Raw genomic sequence first — 26,611 nt, forward strand, 5'->3', positions numbered from 1 at the left:
GGCGTCGGGGCGCCCCGCACCGGACGTCAGCCACCGCGCACGTTCGGCCGCATCACCTACACCGAGCGTCGCGAGCCCCGCAGCACCGAGCGCACCCGCTTTCAATAGCTTCCGCCGGTCCACATCGTCCTCCTCGGTCGGATATAGCCGATCGCGAAATGCATCGACGACCGAATCAGGTGCCTGGGCCAGCGTTGTATCAAGTGCCGCCTGCCAGACGGGCCGAGGTGTCCCGCCCGCCTCCCAGCGTTTGACCGTGCGCTCGTCTGCACCAAGCTTGGCTGCGAATGCGGCTTGGCTCAGACGGAGCGCCGAGCGAAGTGCGCGACTTTCTATGCCAGTCCAGTGGCTCACGCTAACCATGCTGTCCCCCATGACGTAAGTGGTGTGGCTCACTGTAGCCCCGCACTGGCCCCACCCGTCCACCGAAGTGACACCGGAATGCCACCCCACTGATGGCGAAGCTAGTCATGGCCCCCGACGCCGGGTGATGTCCCAATCGAGTCCCCCTCATCCGGCATCCCGATCGCAAATGTGAGCCTGCGGTCGTGGCGTACAGCCCTCGGCGTCGGGTGCCTCACCGCAACCACGGCGGAAGAAAGCCATGTCGAATTCGAAACTGCCACAACGTGATCCGTTTGTCGGGCCGCCAGTCACCTATGGCGGGGCACCGGCCGACGTGGTCGAACTATTCGCGGATGCCCTCCGCCGGTGGGCAGATGAGCCGCTGCCCACAGATTCGTCCCGGTGCCGGGGTGTCACGTCCCCCGGCATCGGGCGCGCCAACGACGAGGTGACCTGATGCGCCGAGATGGCATGCGCACAACCAAAACCCCGGATGGCCGCAAGGTCGCGGTGTGGCAGTTGGCAGGACGAGCCGCATGGATCCTACGCGTACAACTCACGGCCGAATCGTTCACGGCCTTCCGCCTGCCGTCGCGCACGCAGCTATTGGCCGCGCAACCCGGAACGATCATGTTCGACACATACCAAGACCTTGCCGCGGCGCGGGAATTGCTTCCGGCGCATGGAGATCTCTGGGACGAGCTTCGCAGCGACTACTGGGCCGCCCTTCTGTGCATGAAGGATCTTGCGCACGACAAGGGAGCGTAGTTGTGGCCGAAGAAGCTCCGTTTCATCCAAGTGAAGTCGCGCCATCGGTACGGGCGCTGCTCATTTTCTTCCATCAGGACACTGGCCGGAAACTCGATCTTGCTCCCGTCGATAGTCGTCCGATCTACGAGAGCGCAGATGGCTTGCTGATGCCGGTCGACGAGGACGGTTGGATCACCGACTTCGACTCGGACCTGGACGAGACCGTCGAAATCACGAGCTTGCCAACACGCGTCATCGACACCGAAGCGCCATGACCGGCGGGAGTCAGCGGCGCACGCGAAGGAAAAGTCATGCAACCGAAGGCCGCCGTCTGGGCACGGTGACCGCGCAGAAAACGGCCCCGGAACCTTCCGAGGGCAGGTTGGAAGGAAGTTCCGATGAAAATCGCGCACGCATTTACCGTTGCTGCGTTCAGCACGGCATTCGCATTTGCCGAACTTGCGCCCGTCGTCACCGCGTCAGCCCTCGCCGGACCACAGGGATGTTCATCGACGTGGATCTCGCCCGAGATCACAGCCCAGGGAACCGGAACGGCCGTGTGGTACGGGATCAACTTTGTCTGCTCCGCACCGGTGGGTTACAACTTGACTGTGGCGGCCTACTCCGGGAATGTCTCTGCCGGACAGACGACGCGTAGCGGCGTCTCGTCCGCTCCGGTCGTGTCCGCAGTGTCCTTACCGTGTGTGAACAACAAAAACAGCCCTTGGAGCCTGGCTTTGAGCGGATGGATTGAAGACACCAACGGCACCAAACACAACCTGGGCGACCAGCCGGGCAGTTGGCTCGCGGGTGTCACAGTGGGCTGTAGCCTTCGATGATGCCCATCATCCTGGCTGCTCCGGGCGTGATCCACGAAGACAGCGATGTTCGGATCTGGCACGGTGGACTCGTACAAGGTCTTTCGCGAACGTATTTCGCGATCGTCATCGAAGCGGTCGAACCAAACGAGAAATCGTTTCCACTGCCAGTCGACGTGGTGCTACGGCTACAGCGATCGATAACAGTGACTTTCTCACGTGATGGGGGCACCATGCCATATCCGATGATCGCTGGTGCCGAAGATCTGGCGTCGATGACATGGTTCGCCACGTTCCCGCGCCTTGCCCCCGGCACTTATACGATGGGCGTCGACATCGGTGAACTGAAGATGCACCACACCACGCGGTTCGATGTGCCAGCGCAAGACATGCAACCCGAGCTGTACTGAAATGCCCAGCGCGCCCCGACCCATGAACGAGGGCCGAGACGCTCGCGTGCGCAAGGGGATGCGCTGTGGCTCCAGCGCTTGCTTCACACCCGACCTGCGAATACGAGCGCGAGCACCGCACCTCGCGACGGGTCGCCCTGACTCAGCGGGCCGGTGCGGAAGCCTGAGCCCAAAAGCGTTTGGGGATGCGGCCCGCTCGACGCGCCAGGTGACCAGCGGTGACCGCATCCCGCATGGCAGCCGCCATCAGGGCGGGTTGCGGAGCGCGGGTGACGGCGGTGGCGAGCAGCACTGCCGAGCAGCCGAGTTCCATGGCCAGTGCGGCATCGCTCGCGGCGCCGATGCCCGCGTTGAGGATGATCGGGACGCCCGCAGCCGCCACGATCATCTCGATATTGTGCGGATTGTCGATGCCGAGTCCGACGCGGCGAGGATGCTCGCGGCAGCGGCCAGGGACGCAAGGATCAGTCTCTTCGGTGCACCGACTTTGCGCGACATGTGTACTCCCCCTGCTGGATCGGTTCGACGTCGACATCGACCGGTAGCCCCTCGGCGATCGTGGCTATATCGAGATCCCCGCGAGCGTCCGACAGGTGGAACCAAACGAGCGTGCTATCAGCGTCATCGAGTTTGATCACGCCGGTACCGTTACGCGGTTTCCAGCGCCACACTGTGCCGGTTTCCATCCTTTGCCCCTCTCCTGTCGCGGCCTACTCGTTCACATTCAATGGTCGCTTGAAAGCACCTCGCGCCGAGGCCATTTCATGCCTACTCACCGAGCCTATGCCCCCAACTGCTCGGGCCACGCAAGCGGTTACCAGTCCCATACCCGCTGCAACTGCGGTGTCTTGGTTTCAGCCACAGCCGACCGACACCGCAAACCCGGAGAGCGCCGAACCATGGGCGACGGAGTCGCCCCGACTCAGCGGGCCGGTGAGGAAGCCTGGGCCCAGAAGCGTTTGGGGATGCGGCCTGCGTGGCGCGCCAGGTGACCGGCGGTGACCGCATTGCGCATGGCGGCGGCCATCAGGGCGGGTTGCTGGGCGCGGGTGACGGCGGTGGCGAGCAGGACTGCCGAGCAGCCGAGTTCCATGGCCAGGGCGGCGTCGCTCGCGGTGCCGATGCCCGCGTCGAGGATGATCGGGACGCCCGCGGCCGCCACGATCATCTCGATATTGTGTGGATTGCCGATGCCGAGACCGGTGCCGATCGGGGCGCCGAGCGGCATGACGGCGGCACAGCCCGCATCCTCCAGTCGACGGGCCAGGATCGGGTCGTCGGTGGTGTACGGCAGTACGACGAATCCGGCATCGACCAATTGTTCCGCAGCGGTGAGCAATTCGATCGGGTCGGGGAGCAGGGTGCGGTCGTCGGCGATCACCTCGAGTTTGACCCAGTTGGTATCGAGGGCCTCGGCGGCCAGTTGTGCGGTGAGCACGGCCTCGGCAGCCGTATGACAGCCCGCGGTATTGGGCAGCGGCGTGATCTCGAGGCGTTTGAGCAGGTCGAGCACGCCGGTGCCGCCGACGGCGTCGACCCGGCGCATCGCGACCGTGGTCAGCTCGGTGCCCGAGGCGATCAACGCCTCCTCCAGCACGGCCAGATTCTCGGCGCCGCCGGTGCCCATGATGAGGCGGGAGCCGAATCGCTTGCCCGCGATCTCCAGTGCGTCAGGGGTGTCCAGTGCTTCAGCCACCCTGGACCGCCGTAAGCACTTCGATCTCCCAGCCGCGCCCGACCGGCTCGTCCCAGCGGGACTTCGGGAAAACCGCACCGTCCACCGCGAGCGCGACGCCCTGCGACGGCAGCCCGAGACGATCGAGAAGTTCACGCACCGTGAGGGATCGGTCGAATTCGTGGTCCTGTCCGTTCACGGTGACACCGATGGGGACCGAGGTCATCGAACTCCTCCTGCAGATGTTGCGAGTGACGCCGAGTGCGCCGTCGAAAAACGTTGGGGGGCGGCGGCTTTCGCATCAGCGAGCGGTGCGCCTTCGAGCAGGCCCAGCACCGCGTCGACGGTGAGCGGTACCGTCAGCATGCCGTTGCGGCCGTGGCCGGTGGCGACCACGATCCGGTCGGTGAGCCGCCCGATCAAGGGCAGGTTGTCGGGGGTACCCGGCCTGGATCCGGCGCTGGCCTCGGCCAATTCGTATTCGCCGATACCGGGCAGCACCGCCTCGGCGTCGGCGATCAGGTCGCGGACCCCGGTGACGGTCACGGTCGTGTCGAAGCCCGCTTCGTATTGTGTTGCGCCGACGACGATTCCGTCCGCGCGGGGCACCAGGTAGACCTGTCTGCCGTGCACCCGCGCGCGAATCACGCGCTGCGGCGGTGGTGTCGCGCCCGGACGATGGCGCAGGCGCAGGATCTCACCCTTCACCGGGCGGACCGGGAGTTCGGGCCACAGTCGCGAGGATGCGGCGCCCGCGGCGAGCACGACTTGCTCCTGCGGCAGTGCGTCCACTCTTTCGACCGTTTCGGCACGCACCTCGACTCCTGCTGTCCCGCAAGCCTTTTGGAGGGCATCCAGCAGTCGTCGATTATCGATGGCGGGTTCGGCGGGTGCGCGTAGACCGGCGCGCACGGTGCGCGCCAGCGCGGGTTCCAGTGCGCGCACACCGGCCCGGTCGAGCACCTCGAGCTCATGGCCGCGAGCACCGACCCATTCGGCCACCGTGCGCAGATCGGCGGCGTCCGCGCCATCCAGCGCGACGGTCAGGGTTTCATCGGCGACGAATACCGATACACCGGTCCGCGATTCGAGTCGTGCGGCGAATTCGGGCCAGCGAGCCAGCGAGGCCGCGCCGAATTGCAGGACTGGATCCTCCCCCGGCCAGCCCTCGGACAGCGGTGCGAGCATCCCCCCGGCAACCCAGGAGGCGCCGGACCCGACGGCGGGATCGAATAGGGTGACCGACCAGCCCGCCTCGGCCGCCCGCCAAGCGGCCGCGAGTCCGATGACGCCGCCACCGACGACGGCCAGAGTCCGCACTAGATCCACCTGCCTCACTATTCGCATCCCCACGGTAGCGCGACTACGGTCGAGCACGTGCAACCCTCCCACCAGTTCCGGTCCCTACCGCCCAGGGAGCGTTTGGCTACCGCCCGGCTGTATCTGTGCACGGACGCACGCAGGGAGAAGGGCGACCTGGCCAAGTTCGCCGAGGCCGCGTTCGCGGGCGGTGTCGACATCATTCAGCTCAGAGATAAGGGCTCCCCCGGTGAGGCGAAATTCGGCCCGCTCGAGGCCAAGGCCGAAATCGGCGTACTCGCCGAATTGAAGGCCGCGGCCCGCAGGCACGGCGCACTGATCGGGGTGAACGACCGCGCCGATATCGCATTCGCCGCCGGAGCCGATGTGCTGCACCTGGGACAGAACGATCTGCCGCCGTGGTACGCGCGGCGCATTCTCGGCCCCGATGTGGTGATCGGGCGCTCCACCAACAACCGGGCGCAAGCCGGACTCGCCGCGATCGACGAACACATCGACTACTTCTGCACCGGCCCGGTGTGGGTGACGCCGACGAAGCCGGGACGTCAGGCGGCGGGCCTGGACCTGGTGCGCTCCACCGCCGACGCCCACCCCACCCGACCGTGGTTCGCGATCGGCGGCATCGATGCCGAGCGACTACCCGAGGTGCTTGCGGCGGGAGCGCAGCGCGTTGTCGTGGTTCGCGCGATTACCGAGGCGCACGATCCGGAGGCGGCCGCACGGCAGCTGAAGACGGCACTTCTGCAAAACGCTCAGCTCGGCTAGATCTCGCCGAGCGCTACCCGCACGCAGCGGCGCGACAACTCCAGCGCTGCAGCAAAACGCCGAGGTCGGCGGAGACTCGCCGCGCGGGAACCCGATGTGACATTGGTCGGTCAGCACAGCCACGGCCTGCCGAGTGCGAACCCGAAGCACCGCCCCTCGTCCTGCGCCTGCCGATCACGAACTCGAGGCGACGTCGCTTGCTCAGCTGAGCCGCGACCTGCCCAGCACGACTCGAAGCTGTGTTGCCGCTTTCAGCGCTGCGGTGAGGTGCGGCCTCCGCGAAGAGTGCACGCTGAGCCCCCTCTTCAGGACAACACCTGGACTCGGGTAAGCGCCAAGATCGAATCGGCCCGGGCGATCGTCGAATTCGCCTCCGGCCGCAAGGCATCCGTCGAATCCATATCCGCATCGACTATGCGGGCGTAGGCACCAGGTCCCTCAGGATCGGCGTGCAACCAGACGAAGCCTTGATCAGCGAGGTCAACGGTGCGGGGCAGCGCGGCCGCGACGGTGTCGGCGTCGTCCACGTCGATGTCATCGAGGCGGACGCGCGCCGGAGCCGCCCGCAGCGCGGGCCAGGAGACGGCGAAGCCGGGGTGCAGCGGATGGCTGTCGACCTCGTTCTCGGGAACCCAGGCCAACGCACTGCTCTCCCGGTTGCGACTGGTCGGCAGCGTCATCACGGCATCGGCCACCACGGTGGTGTATGTCCAGCCGCTCAGTGCTGTCGCGGTGACGCGCTCGCCGCGTACCCGAACATCGGCGGGATCGATGCCCGCTTCCTCCCAAGCCTCGCGGACCGCGGCGTGCACGGGGGTCTCGTGACTGTCACGAGCGCCGCCGGGCAACGCCCAGGTCCCGCCCTGATGACTCCACGGCGCGCGGTGCTGCAACAACACCGCCGAAACGCCGTTGGCGAGCGGCGCGCGCAGCAGCAGTCCGGCCGCACCGAAGCGGCCCCAATGCCGCAATCCGTCCGGGCCACGTGACCAACCGTCACCGTCACCACGCATCTGGTTACCATCCTCATCTAGCCGTCGCGCGGTTGTTTCACACGCCACGGCGCCGGTAAGACCACAATAAGCTCCGAGCAAGAGCACATGTGCGCACCAACCGGGGAGGTGGAGATGGCAGCGCTCGACTCGACGACGGCCCCGCGGCCGCCGTCGGTCACGGCCGATGTCGGGCCCGAGCGGCTGGACGTGCCGCGCGAAGCGGGGCTACGCGCCCATCTGGACCCGGCCAACCTACGATCGTTCGCGCTATCGACCCCAGGTCGGTTGATCGCCATCGGTCTGCTGCTCATCGGCCTGTGCCTGGCCGCGGGCACGATGACCGCCGCGACGGTGAGCGATCGCCAGCAGTCGCTGGACATCCTGCTCGACGACACCGAGCCGGACGCGAACTCCTCCCATCACCTCTACACCTCGCTGTCCATCGCCGATGCCGCGGCGAGTACCGCGTTCATCGCGGGCGGCCTGGAACCGGAGACCGTGCGCGACCGATACAGCCAGGCGTTGGGCGAAGCGTCCGCGGAGTTGGTGACGCAATCAGGTCACGCGGCCGGACAGGCCACCGACGATGATCCGGACACCCGGCTGCGCACGGGCATCGCCACCGGCCTGCCGGTCTACTCTGGTCTGGTCGAAACCGCCCGCGCGAACAATCGCAACGGGTACCCGGTCGGCGCCGCGTATTTGAGCGAGGCATCGAATCAGATGCAGACCGTCCTGCTGCCGATGGCCGCACAGCTGCAGAGCCACCGTTCCGATGCCGTGAGTGCGGCCCAGCGGCATCATGTGCAGCCGCCGTGGTCCGCGATCGGCGTGTTGATCCTGGCGTTGGGAGCGCTGGTCTGGGCGCAGTTCGATTTGTCGAAGCGCTGGCACCGGGTACTCAATCCGGGGCTACTGCTCGCTTCGGCCGGGATGCTGATCCTGTTGGCGTGGACACTGATCGCCGGATCCGTCTCGGCCGCGGACATGATCGGTGGCCGCGACCACGGCGCGGTGCCGAGCTCACGGTTGACCGAGAGCCGCATTCTGACCCAGCAGGCGCGTTCGGCTGAGACACTGAAGTTGGTGCGCCGCGACGCCACCGGCGACTACGACCGCACCTACGAATCCAGCGTCATCCGGCTCAACGAACTGCTCAGTGGTTATCCATCCGAAGCACCCGCGGCCGATGAGATCGCGAATGCCCGTGAGGCACTAACCCGTTGGCGAGCGGCGCATCAGCGGATGAACGACGCCCTCGCCCGCGGTGATTTCGTCGGCGCGGCGACGGTGACTACCGGACCGGGCTCAGCCGATGCAACGGCACAAGTGGAATCGCTGGACCGAGCACTGGGACTCGGCCTGGATGCGACGCGCGAAACGTTGCGCGACAACATCTCCGGCGCGGCCCGGTCACTGGACTTCCTAGCACCGGGCGCGATGGTGCTCGGAATACTCGCCGCGGCCTATGTCGGGCTCGGTATCTGGCCGCGACTTCGGGAGTACCGATGAACCGCGTGCGCGGACTGCTCGCCGCGCTCGCCGCAACCGCTCTGCTCGCCGGATGCGCGGCGGGCTCGGACACGATCGATACCAAGACCACCAAGTACACCGAACCGCCGCTACCCGCCAAAGCCATTGCGATACCGACGGATTCACCGATTCCACCGGAACGCGACGAGCAGTGCGGCGATCCGACCGCGAGCCTGCGACCCGCCGGGGCGGGCGCGGCCGCCCACGGACCGACCATCGATGCGATTCGCGCCCGCGGTCGGCTGGTAGTCGGATTGGATACCGGCAGTAACCTTTTCAGCTTCCGGGATCCGGTCAGCGGCACGATTGTCGGATTCGATGCCGATATCGCCAGGGAGGTCGCCCGGGATCTGCTCGGTAGTCCAGAGCAGATCGAGTACCGCAGTCTCGGGTCCGCCGAGCGTGAATCCGCGCTGCAGAATCATGTCGTCGATATCGTCGCCAAAACGATGACGATCAATTGTGAACGGCGACAGAAGGTCTCCTTCTCGACCGTTTACCTGCACGCCAATCAGCGTGTGCTCGCGGTGAAGAACTCCGGCATCCGAAGTCTGGCCGATCTGGCCGGTAAGCGGGTATGCATCGTCTCCGGCACCACCTCGCTGGACCACATGCGCCGCGAGCAGCCCGCCGCGACCATCCTCACGGTGCCGACCTGGGCCGACTGTTTGGTCGTGCTGCAGCAGCGTCAAGTCGACGCCATCAGCACCGACGACGCCATTCTCGCCGGACTCGGCGTACAGGACTCGGCGTACACCGAGTTGGTCGGCCCCAGCATCAGCGTCGAGCCCTACGGCATCGGAATCCCCAAGGGCAATGACGATCTGGTCCGCTTCGTCAACGGCACGCTGGAGCGCATCCGCAATGACGGCACCTGGGCCCGGCTGTACCAGCAATACCTGATCGCACTCGGGCCGGTTCCGAACCCGCCCGCCCCGACCTATCAGGACTGACGGCGATGACATCACCGCACGATGCCGCCGATTCGACCGAGGGCGAGCCGAAGGAACTCACCGAGGAATCCGGAGAAAGTACCAGGGCAACCGCGTTCCTCGAACCAGCCGAACCCGCCTCCGCGGCCATCGAAACGATCAGGTGGTCACCGGGCACCGGCCCCGAGGCCGAAACCCCGCGTACCGGGGCGGCCGAGGGTGCCAGCGCCGCTTCCGGTGAACCGGTTCGTCACCAGCCCTCCGCCGAAACGATCCGGGACCATCGCGCCTCCCACGAGACCATCCGCCGCCGACCCGCATCCGGCGAAACCGTTCGCCGTGACGATATGGCCGCCGAATTCACCGTCGGCGCGTGGAATGCTCCGGAGCCGACCTCCGCCGCGATCATGCGCACCTCCGGCCGCAGCGTGCGCACCGCGCGCTCGCGACCGACAACACGCAAACTCGGCGCCGGACTGGTCACGATTCCGAATATCCCGCCCGCCGATCCACGCACCGCGGTGCTCGCCGATCCTGTGGTCTCCGAGGGCAGGCGCTTCTGTTGGCGCTGCGGTAACCCCGTCGGTCGCGCCACCGCGACCCGCCCGGCGACGTCCGCTGGCACCTGCGAAACCTGCGGTGCGCAATATGATTTCCGCCCGTCGCTGCACGAGGGCGATATGGTGTCGAGCCAGTACGAGGTTCAGGGCTGTATCGCGCACGGCGGGCTCGGCTGGATCTACCTCGCGATCGATCGCAATGTCAGCGACCGCTGGGTCGTTTTGAAGGGCCTACTGCACGCGGGCGATACCGAGGCCCAGGCGGTGGCCGTTGCCGAACGCCAATTCCTCGCCGAGGTAGCACATCCCAGCATCGTCAAGATCCACAACTTCGTCGAGCACACCGGCCCGGACGGCGAGTCGATCGGCTACATCGTCATGGAGTACGTCGGCGGCCGCTCACTGCGCGATATCCTCGACACCTATCCGCGGCCGCAGCGGATGCCGGTCCCCGAGGCCATCGCCTATCTGCTGGAGATTCTGCCCGCACTGGAATATCTGCATTCGATCGGGTTGACCTACAACGACCTCAAACCCGACAACATCATGGTCACCGAGGATCAGGTCAAGCTCATCGACCTGGGTGCCGTCGCAACCATCGATGCCTACGGAAACCTCTATGGCACCAGGGGTTTTCAGGCTCCCGAGATCGCCAGGACCGGGCCGACCGTGGCCTCGGACATCTACACCGTCGGACGCACGCTGGCGGTGCTGACGTTGAGCATGCCGATGGAACAGGGACGCTATCTCGACGGCATTCCCGACCCCGCCGGCCATCCGGTGCTCGAGCGCTACGAGTTCTTCCACCGCTTGCTGCTGTGCGCGACCGATCCCGATCCCGAACGCCGCTTCCCTTCCGCGCGCGTCATGTCCGCGCAGTTGGCCGGGGTATTGCGCGAGATCCTGGCCATGGACACCGGTGCCGAACATCCACAGTTGTCCACAGTTTTCAGTCCACAACGCGCCAGCTTCGGCACCGAGGAATTGATCAGCCAAACCGACGCCTATGCCGACGGCATAGCCAGAAGCAATCTGCTGCGCGCCGACGAAGTGGCCGCGGCAGTTCCGGTTCCGCTCATCGATCCGACCGACGCATCGGTACCGGTGCTCGCGGCGTTGGCACATCCGGAACCGAACGACGCGCTCGCGGCATTGCAGGAGGCACATGAGCGCGCCGTAGCCGATCCGGAAAAGAACCAGGAGACATGGGATCTGGAGCTGACGCTGGCCGAGGCCAGGCTCCGGCTCGAACTCGGCGAATCGGCGGCGGTGCTGCGGATGCTGTCGCGGCTGCCCAGCGATCACGATTGGCGCATCGACTGGTACCTGGGCCACGCCCAGCTGCTGCGGTTGGATTACGAGCAGGCCTACAACAGCTTCGATGCGGTGCTGCGGGTGCTGCCCGGCGAGATCGCACCCAAACTCGCACTCGCGGCGACCGCGGAACTCGTTCTGCAACACTGGGATTCGGCCGATCATGAACAATGGCGAGCCTACGCCGAGAAGTTCTATGCCACCGTCTGGCGCACCGATCACGCGGTGGTGAGTGCCGCCTTCGGTCTGGCCAGGCAGTCCGCCGAGGCGGGGCAGGTCGACGAGGCCGTGCGCGCGCTCGACGAGGTGCCCGCCGCCTCCCGGCATTACACCACGGCACGGATGACCGCGGTATGGCTATTGCTCACCGCCGCCCCGATCGCCGAACTCCCCGAATCCACCCTGCACCTTGCGGCCGCGCGCATCGCCGCCCTGCCCAGCGGCGAGAGCCGCGCGACCCAGATGCGCGTGCTCGTCCTCGGTGCCGCGCTGGCCTGGCTGCAGTCGGGCAATACGCCCGCGAGCGACCAGGCGACCCTCTTCGGTGCGCCGTTCACTGAGCGCGTACTGCGCGCGGGCACCGAGGCTGGGCTGCGCGCCCTGGCCCGCAGCGCCCCTGGCCGCAATCACCGCTATGCCCTAGTGGACCTGGCGAACTCGATCCGCGCCAAGACCTGGATCTAGATCCGACGCTGGACAACTGATCTCGTGAGGAACTCATCGGGTACCCCCGGAACCGAGCGACACTCGCAGCCGCCGGCCCGCGACGACAGGCCCCGCCTGGCTCTCAACGACCGGCAAAGGCCCGCGGAGCACCCGGCCGGGCGGAAAACACCGGCCGGGCTCGGATCCGGGTTCGCGGAGCAGTCGGCACACCGATGATCCCCAGGGTTCCGCGCTTCGGGCCCGCTCCGGGGGCAGCCGGAGCGGGCCCATCGGGAGGGGCGAGGGCATCGCGGTCCCGATAGCGGCGGAGGTTCGGCCCGGTTTCGGCCGCCGGCGCGAACCTGATCCGACACCAATACTGCCGCAGCGACTGTGAGGATTCCGTGAGGTTTTCTAGGGCCGCTCAATCAGCGCGCTGAGCTGCGACAACACGTAGTGCGGACTGCGCGATCGCCAGTTCCTCATTGGTCGGCACGACCAGCACGGCAACCTCGGCTCCCGGTGCGGAGATATGCCGGGCGGCGCGGTCCTTCGCGGTATTGCGGTCCGGATCGACCACGATGCGGAAGCGGGACAGCCCGGCGAGCGCGTCGGCGCGGACCTGCGGGCTGTTCTCGCCGACGCCCGCGGTGAAGGTGATGGCGTCGACGCCGCCCAGTTCGATCAGATACGCGCCGAGATAGCGGCGCAGGCGGTGGATATACACGTCGTAGGCCAGGCGGGCCGCGGCATCGCCCGCCTCGATCAGCCGCTGCAACTCACGGAAGTCGTTGACGCCGGACAGGCCTTTGAGTCCGGAATTGCGGTTCAGCATTTCATCGATCCGGTCGACATCCATATGGGCCGCACGGACCAGATGCGCGATGATCCCCGGATCGAGATCCCCGCCCCTGGTACCCATCACCAGGCCCTCCAGCGGGGTGAGTCCCATGGTGGTGTCGATCGGATGTCCGCCGCGAACGGCCGATGCCGAAGCACCATTGCCGAGGTGGAAGATGATCTGATTCAGGTCGGCCGGATCTCGATCGAGCAGAGCGGCGACGCGACCGGAAACGTACTCGTGCGAAGTGCCGTGAAAGCCGTACTTCCGGATGCCATGCGCGACAGCGAGTTTCGCGTCGATGGCGTAAGTCTTGGCGGCATCGGGCAGGCCGTGGAAGAACGCGGTATCGAAGACCGCGACCTGCGGTACGCCGGGCAGCAGTTCGCGCGCACTCTCGATGCCCGCCACATTCGCCGGATTATGCAGCGGCGCGAGCGAAGACAGCTCGGATATCGCCGCGACCACAGCGTCATCGATGAGCGTCGGGCGGTAGAACACCTCACCGCCGTGCACAACGCGGTGCCCCACCGCGCGCACACCCGCCGCGGCCAGATCGTGGCCGGATTCGGCGAACACATCGAAGACCAGCCGCAACCCCGCCGTGTGATCGGCGATCGGCTCGCGATGTTCGATGGTTCGGCCATCGACCTGGTGCTCGATTCCGGCCTGCTCCTCGCCGATCCGATCGACCATGCCGGAGGCGGCAACCGCACCCGAGTCCGGGTCCAGCAGTTGGTATTTGATCGACGACGAGCCGGAGTTGATCACCAATACCAGGTCATCGCGTCCACCCGTCGCCGGACCACCGCCGCTTGTCGAATCGCTCCGCGATGCCGCGTTCATCACACCTCCTGCGTTTCGTGCGTTCCCCGCACTCGTTCAGCAATCACGGTCGCCGCCCGTCGGTCCGCAGCGGGCCGCCCGTCGCGGGCCACCGGTGTGGTCCGGCCCGCCGAACATCTCGCTCATCGGTCTGCCATCAGTGTGGGAGGACATGGTCTGCGCATCGAACGAGTCGGTTCGCATCAACCCTCCTGCGCCTGGATCGCCGTAATCGCGACGGTATTCACGATGTCGGCGACGAGCGCACCGCGAGACAGATCGTTGACCGGTTTGCGCAGCCCCTGCAGCACCGGGCCGATCGCGATCGCACCGGCACTGCGCTGAACCGCCTTATAGGTGTTGTTACCGGTATTGAGGTCGGGAAACACGAAGACCGTTGCGCGCCCGGCCACTTCGGAACCCGGAAGTTTGGTGGTCGCCACGGTCGGTTCGATCGCGGCGTCGTACTGGATCGGGCCCTCCACCAGCAGCTCCGGCGCGCGCTCGCGGACCAGTTTGGTCGCGACGCGCACCTTGTCCACATCGACGCCACTACCGGATTCACCGGTCGAGTACGACAGCATCGCGATCCGCGCGTCGATGCCGAAGCGGGCCGCGGTGTGCGCGGAGGAGATCGCGATATCGGCCAACTGCTCCGAGGTCGGATCCGGGACGACGGCGCAGTCGCCGTAGGCGAGCACCCGGTCGGCCAGGCACATCAGGAACACACTGGAGACGGTGGAGACGCCCGGCACGGTCTTGATGATCTCGAAGGACGGTCGGATGGTGTGCGCCGTGGTGTGCGCGGCGCCGGAGACCATGCCGTCGGCAATCCCCTTGTGCACCATCATGGTGCCGAAATACGAGATATCGGCCATGGTTTCGCGGGCGCGCTCCAGTGTCATGCCCTTGTGCTTGCGCAGTTCGGTGTATTCCGCGGCGAATTCTTCGAGATAGCCGGAGGTGCGCGGGTCGAGTACCCGTGCTGCCGAGATATCGACGCCGAGTTCCGCGGCGCGGGCACGCGCCGCGGCCTCATCACCGAGAATGACCAGATCCGCGATTTTGCGCTGCAGTACGCGACCGGCGGCGCGCAGAATCCGGTCGTCGTCGCCCTCGGGCAGCACAATGGTCTTGCGGTCGGCCCTGGCGCGTTCGATCAGCTGGTATTCGAACATCTGCGGTGTCACCACCGGGGTATCCGGAATCTCGATGCGCCGCAACAGCTCGGGCGCGTCGACATGCTGTTCCATCAGGGCCAGCGCGGTATCGACCTTGCGCGGGCTGCCCGCCGACATGCGGCCGCGGGTGCGGAAGGCCGCGCTCGCGGTGTCGTAGGTGCCGAGCTCGGTGGTGAGAATCGGCAGCTTGGGCTTGAGCCCGTTCATCAGCCTCGCGATGGCCGGATGCGGCAGCATGCCACCGTTCATGATGATGCCCGATAGCGACGGAAAGCCTTCTGCCTCATGCGCATTCACGACACTGAGCAGTACGTCGGAACGGTCACCGGGCGCGATGACGACCACACCGTCGACCAATCGCTCCAGAATATGTTCGGCCGTCATGCCGCCGACCATAATCTTCAGCGCCTCGCGCTGCAGCAATTCCACATCACCGCTGAATATTTCGCCGTCGATGGCGGTACACAGCTCGGCCATGGTTGGCGAAATCAGCAGTGGCACTTCGGGTAATGTCCAGGACGGCACATCGAAGGCCTGCAGTGCGGCGCCGACTTCGTCCAATTGCTCTGGATCGCAACGGTTGGCGATAATGGACATCAGGTGCGCGTGTTCGAGAGCCAGCTCGTGCGCGCACAACTCGGCCAACTGCTCTACCTCGTCGGGGGTACGACCCGCACCACGCACCACCAGCAGCACCGGCGCGCCGAGGTTCACCGCGATGCGGGCGTTGAAGCGCAACTCGCTCGGGCTGGCCACATCGGTGTAGTCGCTGCCGACAATCACCACCGCGTCACACAGCTTCGCGACCTCATGGAACCGCATCACGATCTCGCTGATCGCGGCATCCGGATCCGCGTGTACCTGCTCGTAGGTGACGCCGATAGCCTGCGCGTAATCGATATCGGCAGTGCTGTGCTCGAGCAGCAATTCCAGGATGTAATCCGGCTCGGTGGTCGAGCGGGTGATCGGGCGGAATACGCCGACCCGGGCGGTGGTCGCGCACAGCATCTGGAGCATGCCGAGGGCCACCGTCGATTTTCCGGTGTCACCCTCCGGAGATGCGATGTACACAGCGGATGGAGCGGAATCGGCCATGCCCGAAAGCTTAGTGAACCCGCCGCTACCTCGACCGTTCGGCGAGACGGCAATCACGACTATCCGTATATAGTCCGGGCATGGCTGAGCAATTCCCGAAGCAGCAGTGGGGTTCGAACACCAATTTTCTTGCCCGCCTGGCGACCAAGCTCGCTTCCACCGAACCCGGGTCGTGGCTGATTCGGAAAGTCACCCCGCTGGATCGGGCCATCCTCGAGCGCACGAACGCCAAGTACACGCTCCTCGGTCCGATCGGCGCGCCGGTCATGCTGCTCACCACCACCGGTCGCAAATCCGGTGAGCCGCGCACCCAACCACTGCTCTACCTACACGACGGCGACACCATCTATGTGATCGGCAGTAACTTCGGCCAGCAGCATCATCCAGCCTGGACCGCCAACCTCCTGGCGAACCCGAATGCCACCGTCGCCATCGCAGGCCAACGCATCCCCGTGCGCGCCACCCTGGTCGAAGCCGACAAAGACGCCCTCTTCGCCCGCTTCATCGAAATCACCAGCGCCTACGGCGTCTACCGCACCCGCACCACCCGAGACCTCCGCATCTTCGCCCTCACCCGAGCCTGACCCCCGCCCCTCCCCAACCGAGCGCAGTCAAAGGGTCGCTGAACCATTCGACTGCCCTCGACGGGGATTTGTTGAGACCGGAAGCAGGTTGTGGCTCAGCCCAGGGCGCGCAGGCGGGGGGCCAGGTCGCGCTGGAAGAGGTCGAGGAAGCGGGGCTGATCGTGGCCGGGGGCGTGGAAGACCAGGTGGTTGAGACCGGCGTCGAGGTAGGGCTTGATCTGTTCGACGGCCTCGTCGGGATCACTGGCGACGATCCAGCGCTTGGCGATCTGCTCGATCGGGAGGGCGTCGGCGGCGGCCTCCATTTCGATCGGGTCGGTAATCGAGTGCTTCTGCTCGGCGGTCAGCGAGAGCGGGGCCCAGAAGCGCGTATTCTCCAATGCCAGTTCGGGATCGGTGTCGTAGGAGATCTTGATTTCGATCATCCGGTCGATCTGCTCGATGGTGCGTCCGGCCTTGGCAGCACCCTCCGCGACGGCGGGCATCAGCTTCTCGGTATAGAGGTCCATGCCCTTGCCGGAGGTGCAGATGAAGCCGTCACCGGCCCGGCCCGCGTAGCGCGCGACCAGCGGTCCGCCCGCGGCGACGTAGATCGGGATGCCGCCCTTGGGCACGTCGTAGATCGAGGCGCCGACGGTCTTGTAGTACTCGCCGTCGAAGTCGGTGCGCTCACCGGTCCACAGCGCGCGCATGAGATCGACGGATTCGCGCAGCCGGGCGAAACGCTCCTTGAATTCCGGCCATTCGCCGGTGTAGCCGGTGGCGATCTCATTGAGCGCCTCACCGCTACCGACACCGAGCATGATGCGATCCGGGTAGAGACAACCCATGGTCGCGAAGGCCTGCGCGATCACGGCGGGGTTGTAGCGGAAGGTCGGGGTGAGCACCGAGGTGCCGAGTTGGATGCGCTTGGTGCGCTCGCCCACCGCGGCCATCCAGGCCAGCGAGAACGGCGCGTGTCCGCCCTTGTGCCGCCATGGCTGGAAATGGTCGCTCACGGTCGCGCTGTCGAGGCCGTGTTCCTCGGCCGCCACCGCGATATCCACTAATTCCCGCGGTCCGAATTGTTCTGCCGACGCCTTGTATCCGAGCTTGAGATCACCCATATGCGCCACTCCTGTCGCTTAGCTCAACGGTCCGTGCGGGAGGTTCCGCACACCGTCGGCCGCGTGAATCCCGCGACCGCATCCCGGTACAACCGCAAGGGCGACACGGGAGTTCCCGAGCCGCGACCGGCCTACCTGAGCGCTGCGCGATCGGTTCTCACACGGCCTCCCCTCGACCATAGTCAGCCCGAGCCAGCGCGATGTGCAGGGTCGCGCTACGCGAGCGCGCACAGCTCATACCGTCTGCTGGATGCCCACCACTTGTACAGCCTCGGGCTCGAAGGTGCGCCTCGCGGGGTGTCTCGCGCACAGCTCGTACCCTCTGCTGGATGCCCACCGCTCGTACAGCCTCGAGCACGAAGGTGCGCGACACGGTGTGGGGATGGTCGCACCTGATCTGGTATCCCAGCGGTGCGCGGGCGGGTAGCCGACAATTGACCCGTGAGCACACCAGATGAACCGATCCTGTCCTACCTGACCGATATGGATGGGGTGCTGGTGCACGAAGACCATCTGGTGCCGGGCGCCGACAAGTTCCTTGCCGAGCTGCGCAGCAACGAGATCCCGTTCTTGGTGCTCACCAATAACTCCATCCGCACGCCGCGCGATCTGCAGGCCCGGCTGCGTCACACCGGACTCGATATTCCGGAGGAGGCGATCTGGACCTCGGCGCTGGCCACCGCGACCTTCCTCAACGATCAGCGCCCCAATGGAACCGCCTACGTGGTCGGCGAATCCGGCCTCACCACCGCCCTGCACGAAATCGGCTATGTGCTGACCGATAGCGCTCCGGACTACGTGGTGCTCGGCGAAACCCGCACCTACTCCTTCGAGGCGATCACCACCGCGATCCGCCTGGTAGACCGAGGCGCGCGCTTCATCGCCACCAACCCGGACGCGACCGGACCGTCCCGCGAGGGTCTGCTTCCCGCGACCGGCTCGGTTGCCGCGCTGATCACCCGCGCCACCGGCAGGGAGCCGTACTACGTCGGCAAGCCGAACCCACTGATGATGCGCTCGGCACTGCGCCGGATCGGCGCGCATTCGCAGTCGACGGTGATGATCGGCGACCGGATGGACACCGATATCGTCTCAGGCCTCGAAGCGGGCATGCGCACCGTCCTGGTCACCACCGGCATCTCCACCCGCGAGTCGGTCGAGCAATTCCCGTACCGCCCGACCCTGGTGCTCGATTCGGTTGCCGACCTGGTCGGCCGAACCGACAAACCCTTCGCCTGACCAGCGCGGATTCGCATCCGGTACGGCCGCCGCACACCAGGACGGCGCGGGCTGGCGTGAGCGGATTCGCTGACTCACTGGGCCGAATCGACGACCGGCTGATGGCAGCGCTGGCGTGGGCACGGTGGTCTAGGCGTTCGGAATCGGTCCGTTGCCCACAGCCGGTAATCAGGCCTGGTCGGTGATGGCGTCGAGCGCGGCGGAGAGTCGGGTCATGACCTGCGCGGTCAGGGCGAATTGCTCGGCACCGAGTTCATCGGCGAGCCGTTTCGCCATGACGGCATGCGGTGGATTGATGCGTTTGATGGCCTCGCGACCCGACTCGGTGACCGCGACGAGTTTGGCCCGGCGGTGCGCTGGATTCGGCTGGTACTCGGCAAGTCCCTTGTCCACCAACAGGTCCGCGATGCGCTGCACGCTCTGCCGGGTGATCCCCATCGCTCGGGCGATTCCGGCGACCGGCAGTGGTTCGCGCAGCACCGCGCCGAGCACCTGCCACCACGCCGCCGTGATTCCGCCGGGCGCGGCCAATTCCTCGGCGATGGCGAGGAATTGACCGTTCAGCTGGAACGAGGTAATGGCGACGCTCGCGAAGAGTTCCTGCTCAGGCGTGTCAGTCATATCGGAACTCCTGTTCTGCGCGCCTTCCTCGATCGGCGATTCTCTGCGAATTCTTCCTCACACGGAAGCGGTGGCCCTATGCGCCTCGTACTCGGAAAGCGCGGCGAATGCGGCCGGATCGCTGTGGCCGAACAAGCGATACCACGCGTCCAGCACATGCGGTTCATAGACATCGAGCCTGCGCAATACCTCCCGGGCGAATTCGAAGGGCGCGGTCGGACCTGCCGTGATGAGATCGCCGTCCAACACCGCGGCCTGGTCCAGATAGCGATCGCCGCCCGAATACCCGCTGTAGGCAAGGTATTCCGCGGCGGCACCGGTATGGGCGTGATTATCGAGGAGCCCTTCCTTCGCCAATCCGAAGGTGGCACCGCAGATCGCCGCGACCGGAACCCCCGCATCCAGAAACTCCCGCGCCTTGTGAGTGAAGGGCACGAGTTCGCCAGTCTCCCAGGTGTCAGCGCCGGGCAGGATCAGCATCGCGCTCGCGGCGGGCGTGAGATCGGCGAGCACCATATCCGGCACGATCCGCATCCCACCTGTCGTCATGATCGGATCGGCGGTGAGCCCAACGGTCTGCACTTGGAAGGTTCCAGGCGCTTTCTGCCAGCTGGGCCGATTGATATGCGCGGTCGCCGCACCGACCTCCCAGTCGGCGAGCGTGTCGTAAACGGCCATATGAACTGTTTTCGTAGGCATGACAGCATGCTGTCATACTTGACAGCATGCTGTCAATGTCTCAATGTCCGCGTTCGATCTTCGCCAGATGCGCGATATTGGCGCGATCCTCCACATCAGCACTGGGCTCACCGCCGAACCACGCGTCAAGAATCTCCGTCAGCTCTGCCCGAGAAGTCGAACGCAGGCTCAGCGCAAGCACATTCGCGTCATTCCACTTCCGCGCACCAGCGGCGGTCGCCGCATCCCCACACAGCGCGGCCCGGATCCCCGCCACCTTGTTGGCGGCAATAGAAGCCCCCGTCCCCGTCCAACAGCACACCACCCCCTGCTCCGCGCGGCCCTCGGCCACATCCCGCGCCGCCGCCTCACTGGCCCAAGCCCAGTCGTCGCGCTCACTATCCGACAGCGCCCCATGCACCAACGTCTCGAGTCCCCGCCGCCCGAGCTCCACCACCAGCTCCTCGGCCACCCCAACCCGCTCATCCGCCGCAACCGAAATTCGCATACCCCAAGCGTAATAACGTCCCCATCACACAGCCCCGCAAAAACGGCGAGCGGCCCGTCCCCCGTTCCGAGGACGGGCCACCGCGCCCGTCACCACGCAACTGGGCCGAGGCGATCGATGAAGATCCCGGTCGGCCCGTCGGCGTCGATCATCGCGAGTTCGACGATCGAATCGGTGCCCTCGGTAACCGTCAGCTGTCCGGTGTGATGGTTCATGTCCGTGGCGGCGAACTTGCGATGTGCGACCTCGCCGGGAGTGGCGACATTGAATTTGATCTTCGGAAGCGCCTGGGCGTACCGCACGGTAATCATGTTCAGCGCCGCTTTCGACGAGCTGTAGGCGAGCTCGTGCATCTTCGAGACCGGCTGATCCGGATCGGTCACGACCGCGAAGGAACCGCCACCACTGGACACCATCACCACCCGCGGATTCTGCGCCGCCTCCAGCAAGGGCAGAAACGCATGGGTGACCCGGATCGGTCCGTACACGTTGGTGTCGTAGACGGAATGAATTTCGTCAGCCGTCGCGTCCGCGGGCGCGACAATATTTCCCGGCGCACCGGCGTTGTTGATCAACACATCCAGTCGGTCGGTGTGCTCCCCAACCAGCCGCACCGCATCGGACACCGACTCGTCCGAGGTCACGTCCAGCGGGACCAGCACCACCCGCACCCCGTCGGCGGCGAGTTTCTCCGCGGCGGCTCGTCCGCGCGCATCGTCACGCGACCCGAGGAAGATCGTCCACCCCTGTTCCCCGAGCCGCCGCGCCGCTTCGAGACCGAGGCCCTTGTTGGCTCCGGTGATCAATACTGTCGTCTGTTCTGTGTTCGTCATGCCCACAAAGACGCCCGGCTCCACCCGCGACGTGACAACCTGTGAGCGGCCTCACAAACGCCGACTCGATTACTCCCCCATGCATCAACCCGGCAAGTGGGCCAGAATCCTGGCAGCGTGACAAGACGCGCAGAGCGGAGGGACCGCGTGGGGTGGGTAGTTGTCGGCCTCATACACAAGACGGCACCATCGAGCGTACCCCCGCTTGAGATCTGCCCTCTTCGGCCACGAACTGCTTGCACACCAATCAGTTACGGCAATGACCGTGCGTACCGAATGGTTGCCCCCGATAGGCGCGTCGGCTTGACACCCCACCAAACTTCTCATCGCCGCCCGCGTCCCATTGCGGGGCGATCGTGCCGAAGTCGAAGCGTCGAGACCACTCGTACCTGCGACCGTCACCGTCATTCCCTTCAGCCCGTTGCCAACCCGCGCGTTGAAATTCTCGCTGCGAGTGGTCAATTCGACTGCTTCGACTGTTCACACCACGCGGCCGGATATGAAACCTACGGCCCTTCACCGACGCCATCGCCGCCGGCGTGGGCGATAATTGGCTACTTGGTGTGCACGTAGGTGGTCAAGGTTTCGCGCATCTCGGCCGCGACGCTAGAGTCGGGAAAGTTCTGGCTCAGCAATCCCTCGAGTTGGTTCAGGCGCTTTCGCACCCACGAGAAATGCGCTGATATGGGGCTCTCCAGCACTGGCGTCACGGCAGCAAGCGATGCATCCAGATCACCCAACCGTGCGTTCGCGGACGCAAGGTAGATCTGACTCAGCATCTCGTCACCCGGTGAGCGCTGAACTTGCCAAGCATCAATGGCGCGCTCGGAGGCTTTGACCGACTTCCGCAGAAGCCTCTGGTCATCGGCCCACATCAGCGAAAACCCCCGGTAATAGATCTGTTTCGCTGGCGAGAACGTAAACAGCCCCGGAATCTCATCCGGTCCCGCCGAATCGCGCGCCCGATCGGCTTCGTCCAGCAGTTCTAGCGCCCCTGCCGAGTCACCCAAGTTCGCAACCGACGCGGCCAGCCCACACAGCAAGCGCGCTTCAGCGGTCCCCGTCGAACCGGTCACGTATCGCAACCCATCGGTCGCAGAATCGCGAGCCGCTTCGAAATCTTTGACGAACCTGAACGCCAGCGCCTGCGTGCCACGCGCCCAAGCCCGTAACTGGTCATGGTCAGCCCGGTCTCCCAGTTCGAACGACGCTTGCGCGTGAATTCGTGCCGTATCCGCTTGCCCAAGATCAAGCGTGAGATAGGACAGCACCCCGCAAACGCGACCGAGAGCTACATACAATTCACGTATTTCCTCGGGCCGATGGGCGCCAGCACGAATGCGACGCATCAACTCCGATCGAATCGCCATCGCCTGCGACAGCGTCTGGTCGTATGACTCGAACCGTGCTCGGCGCGCAACATCGATGATTCGGTCTTGCATGTCATCGAGCGGGGCGGCATCGGGAGCGGAGAGCAGCGCCTCTGACTCGCGTCGAGATTGCTCCAACATTCGCAAGGTGTCATCCCGGCGCGCGTTGTCCCGCTGGTCGTCGTCCCATGCGGCCAGCAGCTCCCCGTGCGCGTCCAACGCACGGTCTACTCGCTCAGCCCATCCCCGATCTTTCGGCCAACGCCGACCGGCCTCGATATTCGCGAGATGCGACCACGCACAGTAAGTCAGCCCAGCGAGCTCGCGCAGACTCAACCCGCGGTCGTCGCGCAACCGCCGCAGTACTCGCCCAGTCCGTTGAGGTTCCATCCCCAGCAATCCTGTTACCGCCGTGTCCATCACACACCCGCCCGCGTGTATTCAGATCCGAGAAGCGCTGTTTGAAAACAGCGTAGACCTGCACAACCGGACACGGCCGTGTTGATCTGGAATAGCGCCCGGTGGGGAGAACGGCCAGCTAGCCCTTATGCAGTCCGCTCCGACTCCGAGGACATTCAGGGGTTGTCCGAGCCGGGCGCACCTAAACATTCGTCGTATTGAGGGGGAACGATGCTGAACCCGAATCAGCCGCACCGAATGCCGTTTGTCGGCCCGCCCGCTCCACTCGCGGTCGATGTCCCTGCCGACGTTGTCGAGCGATACCTAAACGCGCTACACGAATGGCACCCCGAGCAAACGCCCACCGAACATCCTGACCAAGGGGTCTGAAATCCAATGGACCACACAGCTTTTGGCGATACCCCGTTGTCCCGATGTCACTTCTACCGGCGGGTGTGTGACCTACCCGCCACCGTCGACCCTCCCCACCTCGGGCGGATCATCATGAAGGCCGACCACGTATGGGCACTCATCCTCCCCGCTCACCTCGGCCAAGCCGTGAAAGCCTGTATGCAACACCATGGTTCGGAAATCGGGCCGATTCTGTCGCATCCACGCTCGAACCGGTGGACACTGCTCGTCAGACCGGACATCCCCGACGACGTTCGCCTGTTCGCCGAGTTGTTCCGTCTGAACGTGTCGGTGGTGCGAACCGGTGGCACTGTCGCGTTGCCGTCACCGCTCGACAAGGGCGCGCAGTTCCGGCGCTGGGTCGAGCCACCCCGATGCACATTCCGACCGTCCGGGCTTGTCGTGGTTGATGCGATCCGCGCGTGTTCTGCGCCGTATCGGCCCGTCCGCAGATGGGCCGCTCATGTCTGAATGTGACTGCGGGCCGTGGATCAAACTCTCGATGTGCGGGATTGGGAGCTTCAACAGCACGACCGGGGAGTTGGAGTCGGTACAGTGCCCGTCCCGGTTCTGCATGACTATGGCTCCGCTGGTCGATGGGAAGATCGGCGACCATTACGGCATCACCGACATGTTGTCTCCGTTGCCGTGCCCGTGGATCGGGGTTCGGGTTGTGAATGACGTTGACGACTTCATGCCCGATGGCTCTGCCTCAGAACGTGTTTGAGAACGGCCTCGGTGGGCGCGTGACGCTCGAGATTTGAGTGAACTCCTGGTAGTGCAGTGATTGCTGAAGTCGCTGTGCCACCAGGAGTTCGTGTGTCATCTTCCCCGATCGCGTCGTGTTCGTCATGCCCGGTAAGCGGTCAGTCCAGCGGTCACCGGGTCGCGGTGTATCCGTCGTCGTCGATGACCGACGCGCAGTGGGAACAGTTGGAGGGCCTGCTCCCGCCGCCGGGCAACACTGGCGGCAAGGGAGGCAGACCAGAAAAGTGGTGCCGCCGAATGGTTTTGGACGCGATCTTCTATGTGGTGCGGGGCGGGATCGCGTGGCGGCAGCTGCCCGCGGAGTTCCCGCCGTACTCGACGGTGTACGCCGTCTACCGCCGCTGGGTACGGGCCGGGTCCTGGCAGCGGATCCACCACGCCCTGCGTGATCGGACCCGCGTGCGCGCGGGCCGGGCGCCGCAGCCCACGGCGGCGATCATCGACTCCCCATCGGTGCAGGGCGCCGACACCGTCCCCGCCCGCAGCCGCGGCTATGACGCGGGCAAGAAAACCAACGGGCGCAAACGCCACATCGCCGTCGACACCAACGGCCTGCTATTGGCCGTCGTGGTCACCGTGGCCTCGATCCAGGACCGCGACGCCGCCATCCGGCTGCTGGCCGCGCTGCGGGCGGGGTTCGCCACCATCACGATGGTGTGGGCCGATGCCGGGTACGCCGGTCGCCTGGTCCGGTGGGCGAAAACCGTTGCCCGCCTGACTGTCACAATCGTTAAACGCTGCGACGACATCGCCGGTTTCACGGTCCTGCCACGACGCTGGGTGGTGGAGCGCACCTATTCCTGGATCGTCAAGCACCGCCGCCTGGTCCGCGACTACGAGACTCGCCCCGACCACCACGAAGCCATGATCTACATCGCGATGATCTACACGATGTCCCGCCGCCTCGCCCGCAGCAAACCCACCGCAGCCGCGTGACCATCCGGTTCTCAAACACGTTCTCAGTCCCTCCGACACAGGTGCAGCGGCCATGACAGTGAATACTCTGGCTCCGAAGGCGATCGGTGTTCTTTCCCTCGATGTGAGCGGCCCGCACCTATTGCGGGACGAACGAGTGATCACCGAGTTGGCGCAGCGACGCGGTTACGCCCTGACGGGGTTGGTCACCATTGGTGATGACACGTTCATGCCGACAGCCCTCATTGTGGGGACGGCACGCGGCAAGGGAGCGGCGGCGATTATCGCGCCGAGCATGGCCCACTTCAGCAGCCGCGTCCGGGCCATCGCTCTGGCGTGTGACCTGATCACGCCAACCAAGTTCGTGGCCTGCACCAGCACCGAACGATTACGGGGGACGTCATGACTGAACAGGTTTCCCCGCTACCGGACGTACCCGACGTGCACCTGAGCGTGTTCGTGCACGGGGTGCGGATGGACTTCGCGGCATGTCTGACCGCCGCACTAACTTTCATCGAAGAGCATCGGGCACGGCACTACGTCGACGCGGTAAATGTGCTCCCTGGCGACACCACCGGCCTTCAGCGCCTACCGAATGAACGGCTCTACCTTTCACCGTGAGATGAGAGACTGACCGGACACGGACAGTGACGACCATACGGAGGGATGATCGGCGTGGGGAATGATGACCAGATCGGTTTCGATATCGAATTCGATGACAAAACCCAAGCGTTTTTGGATTGGGTCGCACCCGAGGATATGGAATCGAAGATAAGTAGGTTCCTCACCGAAACCATTCCGGATGTCGCGGACTATTCGACGGATACATGGTGGAAGCCTCCGCTGTTGACTCGCATTCTCGAGGCCGCGAAAGAACTGTTCGGCGACCCGGATGGATTCATTGCGCCCGAGAACCGGGACCGTGCGGACCAGTTCGTCCGATTCCTCGGCGAATGCTGTATACGGCGGAATCCCGGAATGACGTGGACGAACAAGTCCGCCTCGAACTGGTCGTTGTATACCGATTTCACTCCATCCGTGCACTACGCCGCCAGCGGGGCCGGTGCGTCACTGAAATCCATCGCCCACTGGCTTTTCGACGACGACGGCCCAAGGATGGTCGAATACTGCATTCGGACAGCCGGAAAACCCGCTTGATTTGAGGTAACAAAGGG

27 protein-coding genes and 2 pseudogenes are annotated in these 26,611 nt (G+C 65.4%); 14 read left to right on the plus strand and 15 right to left on the minus strand.

The window, feature by feature from the left end:
* Positions 1 to 195 precede the first annotated feature (195 nt).
* A pseudogene (locus ACQP2U_RS39220) lies at positions 196 to 375 on the minus strand (helix-turn-helix domain-containing protein); the annotation flags it as partial.
* Between the two features lie 441 nt (positions 376 to 816).
* Between ACQP2U_RS39220 and ACQP2U_RS39225 the strand changes: the two are divergent.
* From ACQP2U_RS39225 to ACQP2U_RS39240, 4 genes are all read left to right on the plus strand, one after another.
* Positions 817 to 1,113 (plus strand): hypothetical protein, encoded by a 297-nt coding sequence (locus ACQP2U_RS39225; RefSeq protein ID WP_433712212.1) that lies wholly within the window; start codon positions 817 to 819, stop codon positions 1,111 to 1,113.
* Positions 1,114 to 1,115: 2 nt separating this feature from the next.
* Positions 1,116 to 1,370, plus strand: coding sequence for a hypothetical protein (locus ACQP2U_RS39230; RefSeq protein WP_433712213.1), 255 nt, complete (start codon positions 1,116 to 1,118; stop codon positions 1,368 to 1,370).
* Between the two features lie 123 nt (positions 1,371 to 1,493).
* Complete coding sequence (locus ACQP2U_RS39235; protein ID WP_433712214.1) at positions 1,494 to 1,934, plus strand: hypothetical protein; 441 nt, start codon at positions 1,494 to 1,496, stop codon at positions 1,932 to 1,934.
* On the plus strand, positions 1,931 to 2,323 hold the full coding sequence (locus ACQP2U_RS39240) for a hypothetical protein (RefSeq protein WP_433712215.1): 393 nt from the start codon (positions 1,931 to 1,933) through the stop codon (positions 2,321 to 2,323). The genes ACQP2U_RS39235 and ACQP2U_RS39240 overlap by 4 nt, the downstream gene beginning before the upstream one ends.
* 142 nt (positions 2,324 to 2,465) lie before the next feature.
* Here ACQP2U_RS39240 and thiG read toward each other — a convergent pair.
* From thiG to thiO, 5 genes and pseudogenes are all read right to left on the minus strand, one after another.
* Positions 2,466 to 2,756 (minus strand): annotated as a pseudogene (gene thiG, locus ACQP2U_RS39245) (thiazole synthase); the annotation flags it as partial.
* A gap of 31 nt (positions 2,757 to 2,787) precedes the next feature.
* On the minus strand, positions 2,788 to 3,009 hold the full coding sequence (locus ACQP2U_RS39250) for a hypothetical protein (RefSeq protein WP_433716817.1): 222 nt from the start codon (positions 3,007 to 3,009) through the stop codon (positions 2,788 to 2,790).
* Positions 3,010 to 3,245: 236 nt separating this feature from the next.
* Positions 3,246 to 4,007, minus strand: a complete 762-nt coding sequence (locus tag ACQP2U_RS39255) for a thiazole synthase (protein ID WP_433716732.1) — start codon at positions 4,005 to 4,007, stop codon at positions 3,246 to 3,248.
* Between the two features lie 4 nt (positions 4,008 to 4,011).
* Positions 4,012 to 4,224, minus strand: a complete 213-nt coding sequence (gene thiS, locus ACQP2U_RS39260) for a sulfur carrier protein ThiS (protein ID WP_062990150.1) — start codon at positions 4,222 to 4,224, stop codon at positions 4,012 to 4,014.
* Positions 4,221 to 5,318 (minus strand): glycine oxidase ThiO, encoded by a 1,098-nt coding sequence (gene thiO, locus ACQP2U_RS39265; protein ID WP_433716733.1) that lies wholly within the window; start codon positions 5,316 to 5,318, stop codon positions 4,221 to 4,223. Before thiO ends, thiS begins: the two co-directional genes overlap by 4 nt.
* Positions 5,319 to 5,375: 57 nt before the next feature.
* Here thiO and thiE point away from each other — a divergent pair, with 57 nt between their 5' ends.
* Positions 5,376 to 6,083, plus strand: a complete 708-nt coding sequence (thiE, locus tag ACQP2U_RS39270) for a thiamine phosphate synthase (protein ID WP_433712217.1) — start codon at positions 5,376 to 5,378, stop codon at positions 6,081 to 6,083.
* Positions 6,084 to 6,388: 305 nt separating this feature from the next.
* Here the strand turns inward: thiE and ACQP2U_RS39275 are convergent, their stop codons facing one another.
* A complete protein-coding gene (locus ACQP2U_RS39275; protein ID WP_433712218.1) occupies positions 6,389 to 7,096 on the minus strand; it encodes an NUDIX hydrolase in 708 nt (235 codons plus the stop codon).
* Positions 7,097 to 7,210: 114 nt separating this feature from the next.
* Here ACQP2U_RS39275 and ACQP2U_RS39280 point away from each other — a divergent pair, with 114 nt between their 5' ends.
* From ACQP2U_RS39280 to ACQP2U_RS39290, 3 genes are read left to right on the plus strand one after another with little or no spacing between them, the layout of a single operon-like run.
* A complete protein-coding gene (locus ACQP2U_RS39280) occupies positions 7,211 to 8,590 on the plus strand; it encodes a hypothetical protein (RefSeq protein WP_433712219.1) in 1,380 nt (459 codons plus the stop codon).
* A complete protein-coding gene (locus ACQP2U_RS39285) occupies positions 8,587 to 9,564 on the plus strand; it encodes a glutamate ABC transporter substrate-binding protein (protein ID WP_397033850.1) in 978 nt (325 codons plus the stop codon). Before ACQP2U_RS39280 ends, ACQP2U_RS39285 begins: the two co-directional genes overlap by 4 nt.
* A gap of 5 nt (positions 9,565 to 9,569) precedes the next feature.
* On the plus strand, positions 9,570 to 12,101 hold the full coding sequence (locus tag ACQP2U_RS39290; protein ID WP_433712220.1) for a serine/threonine-protein kinase PknG: 2,532 nt from the start codon (positions 9,570 to 9,572) through the stop codon (positions 12,099 to 12,101).
* Between the two features lie 385 nt (positions 12,102 to 12,486).
* Here the strand turns inward: ACQP2U_RS39290 and ACQP2U_RS39295 are convergent, their stop codons facing one another.
* Together ACQP2U_RS39295 and pta are read right to left on the minus strand one after the other, a co-directional pair.
* Positions 12,487 to 13,749 (minus strand): acetate kinase, encoded by a 1,263-nt coding sequence (locus ACQP2U_RS39295; RefSeq protein WP_433712221.1) that lies wholly within the window; start codon positions 13,747 to 13,749, stop codon positions 12,487 to 12,489.
* A 182-nt stretch (positions 13,750 to 13,931) separates the two neighbouring features.
* Entirely contained in the window at positions 13,932 to 16,004 is a 2,073-nt protein-coding gene (gene pta / locus ACQP2U_RS39300; RefSeq protein WP_433712222.1) for a phosphate acetyltransferase, read from the minus strand.
* Positions 16,005 to 16,084: 80 nt separating this feature from the next.
* Between pta and ACQP2U_RS39305 the strand changes: the two genes are divergently transcribed.
* Positions 16,085 to 16,588 carry a nitroreductase family deazaflavin-dependent oxidoreductase gene (locus ACQP2U_RS39305; protein WP_433712223.1) on the plus strand — a complete coding sequence of 168 codons (504 nt, stop codon included), beginning with the start codon at positions 16,085 to 16,087 and terminating at the stop codon, positions 16,586 to 16,588.
* Between the two features lie 95 nt (positions 16,589 to 16,683).
* Here ACQP2U_RS39305 and fgd read toward each other — a convergent pair whose 3' ends face one another.
* Complete coding sequence (fgd, locus tag ACQP2U_RS39310; RefSeq protein ID WP_397033859.1) at positions 16,684 to 17,694, minus strand: glucose-6-phosphate dehydrogenase (coenzyme-F420); 1,011 nt, start codon at positions 17,692 to 17,694, stop codon at positions 16,684 to 16,686.
* 483 nt (positions 17,695 to 18,177) lie between these two features.
* Between fgd and ACQP2U_RS39315 the strand changes: the two genes are divergently transcribed.
* On the plus strand, positions 18,178 to 18,933 hold the full coding sequence (locus ACQP2U_RS39315; RefSeq protein ID WP_433716734.1) for an HAD-IIA family hydrolase: 756 nt from the start codon (positions 18,178 to 18,180) through the stop codon (positions 18,931 to 18,933).
* Between the two features lie 168 nt (positions 18,934 to 19,101).
* Here ACQP2U_RS39315 and ACQP2U_RS39320 read toward each other — a convergent pair whose 3' ends face one another.
* The 5 genes from ACQP2U_RS39320 to ACQP2U_RS39340 form a co-directional block, all read right to left on the minus strand.
* Positions 19,102 to 19,554, minus strand: coding sequence for a MarR family winged helix-turn-helix transcriptional regulator (locus tag ACQP2U_RS39320; RefSeq protein WP_433712224.1), 453 nt, complete (start codon positions 19,552 to 19,554; stop codon positions 19,102 to 19,104).
* A gap of 57 nt (positions 19,555 to 19,611) precedes the next feature.
* Entirely contained in the window at positions 19,612 to 20,253 is a 642-nt protein-coding gene (locus ACQP2U_RS39325) for a DJ-1/PfpI family protein (RefSeq protein ID WP_433712226.1), read from the minus strand.
* A gap of 40 nt (positions 20,254 to 20,293) precedes the next feature.
* Positions 20,294 to 20,740 carry an RpiB/LacA/LacB family sugar-phosphate isomerase gene (locus ACQP2U_RS39330; RefSeq protein ID WP_433712227.1) on the minus strand — a complete coding sequence of 149 codons (447 nt, stop codon included), beginning with the start codon at positions 20,738 to 20,740 and terminating at the stop codon, positions 20,294 to 20,296.
* An 89-nt stretch (positions 20,741 to 20,829) separates the two neighbouring features.
* Positions 20,830 to 21,573, minus strand: coding sequence for an SDR family NAD(P)-dependent oxidoreductase (locus tag ACQP2U_RS39335; protein ID WP_433712229.1), 744 nt, complete (start codon positions 21,571 to 21,573; stop codon positions 20,830 to 20,832).
* A 554-nt stretch (positions 21,574 to 22,127) separates the two neighbouring features.
* Complete coding sequence (locus ACQP2U_RS39340; RefSeq protein WP_433712230.1) at positions 22,128 to 23,363, minus strand: helix-turn-helix domain-containing protein; 1,236 nt, start codon at positions 23,361 to 23,363, stop codon at positions 22,128 to 22,130.
* 1,299 nt (positions 23,364 to 24,662) lie between these two features.
* Between ACQP2U_RS39340 and ACQP2U_RS39345 the strand changes: the two genes are divergently transcribed.
* Genes ACQP2U_RS39345 through ACQP2U_RS39360 form a run of 4 tightly spaced genes read left to right on the plus strand, consistent with a single transcriptional unit; the run spans position 24,663 to position 26,594 of the window.
* Positions 24,663 to 25,457, plus strand: a complete 795-nt coding sequence (locus tag ACQP2U_RS39345; RefSeq protein WP_433716563.1) for an IS5 family transposase — start codon at positions 24,663 to 24,665, stop codon at positions 25,455 to 25,457.
* A gap of 52 nt (positions 25,458 to 25,509) precedes the next feature.
* A complete protein-coding gene (locus tag ACQP2U_RS39350) occupies positions 25,510 to 25,842 on the plus strand; it encodes a hypothetical protein (protein ID WP_433712231.1) in 333 nt (110 codons plus the stop codon).
* Positions 25,839 to 26,057, plus strand: coding sequence for a hypothetical protein (locus tag ACQP2U_RS39355; protein WP_433712232.1), 219 nt, complete (start codon positions 25,839 to 25,841; stop codon positions 26,055 to 26,057). Before ACQP2U_RS39350 ends, ACQP2U_RS39355 begins: the two co-directional genes overlap by 4 nt.
* Positions 26,058 to 26,111: 54 nt before the next feature.
* A complete protein-coding gene (locus ACQP2U_RS39360) occupies positions 26,112 to 26,594 on the plus strand; it encodes a hypothetical protein (protein ID WP_433712233.1) in 483 nt (160 codons plus the stop codon).
* The last annotated feature ends 17 nt before the right edge of the window (positions 26,595 to 26,611 follow it).

Origin of the sequence: Nocardia sp. CA-084685 (genome assembly GCF_050955785.1) — a bacterium.
Taxonomy (GTDB): Bacteria; Actinomycetota; Actinomycetes; order Mycobacteriales; family Mycobacteriaceae; genus Nocardia.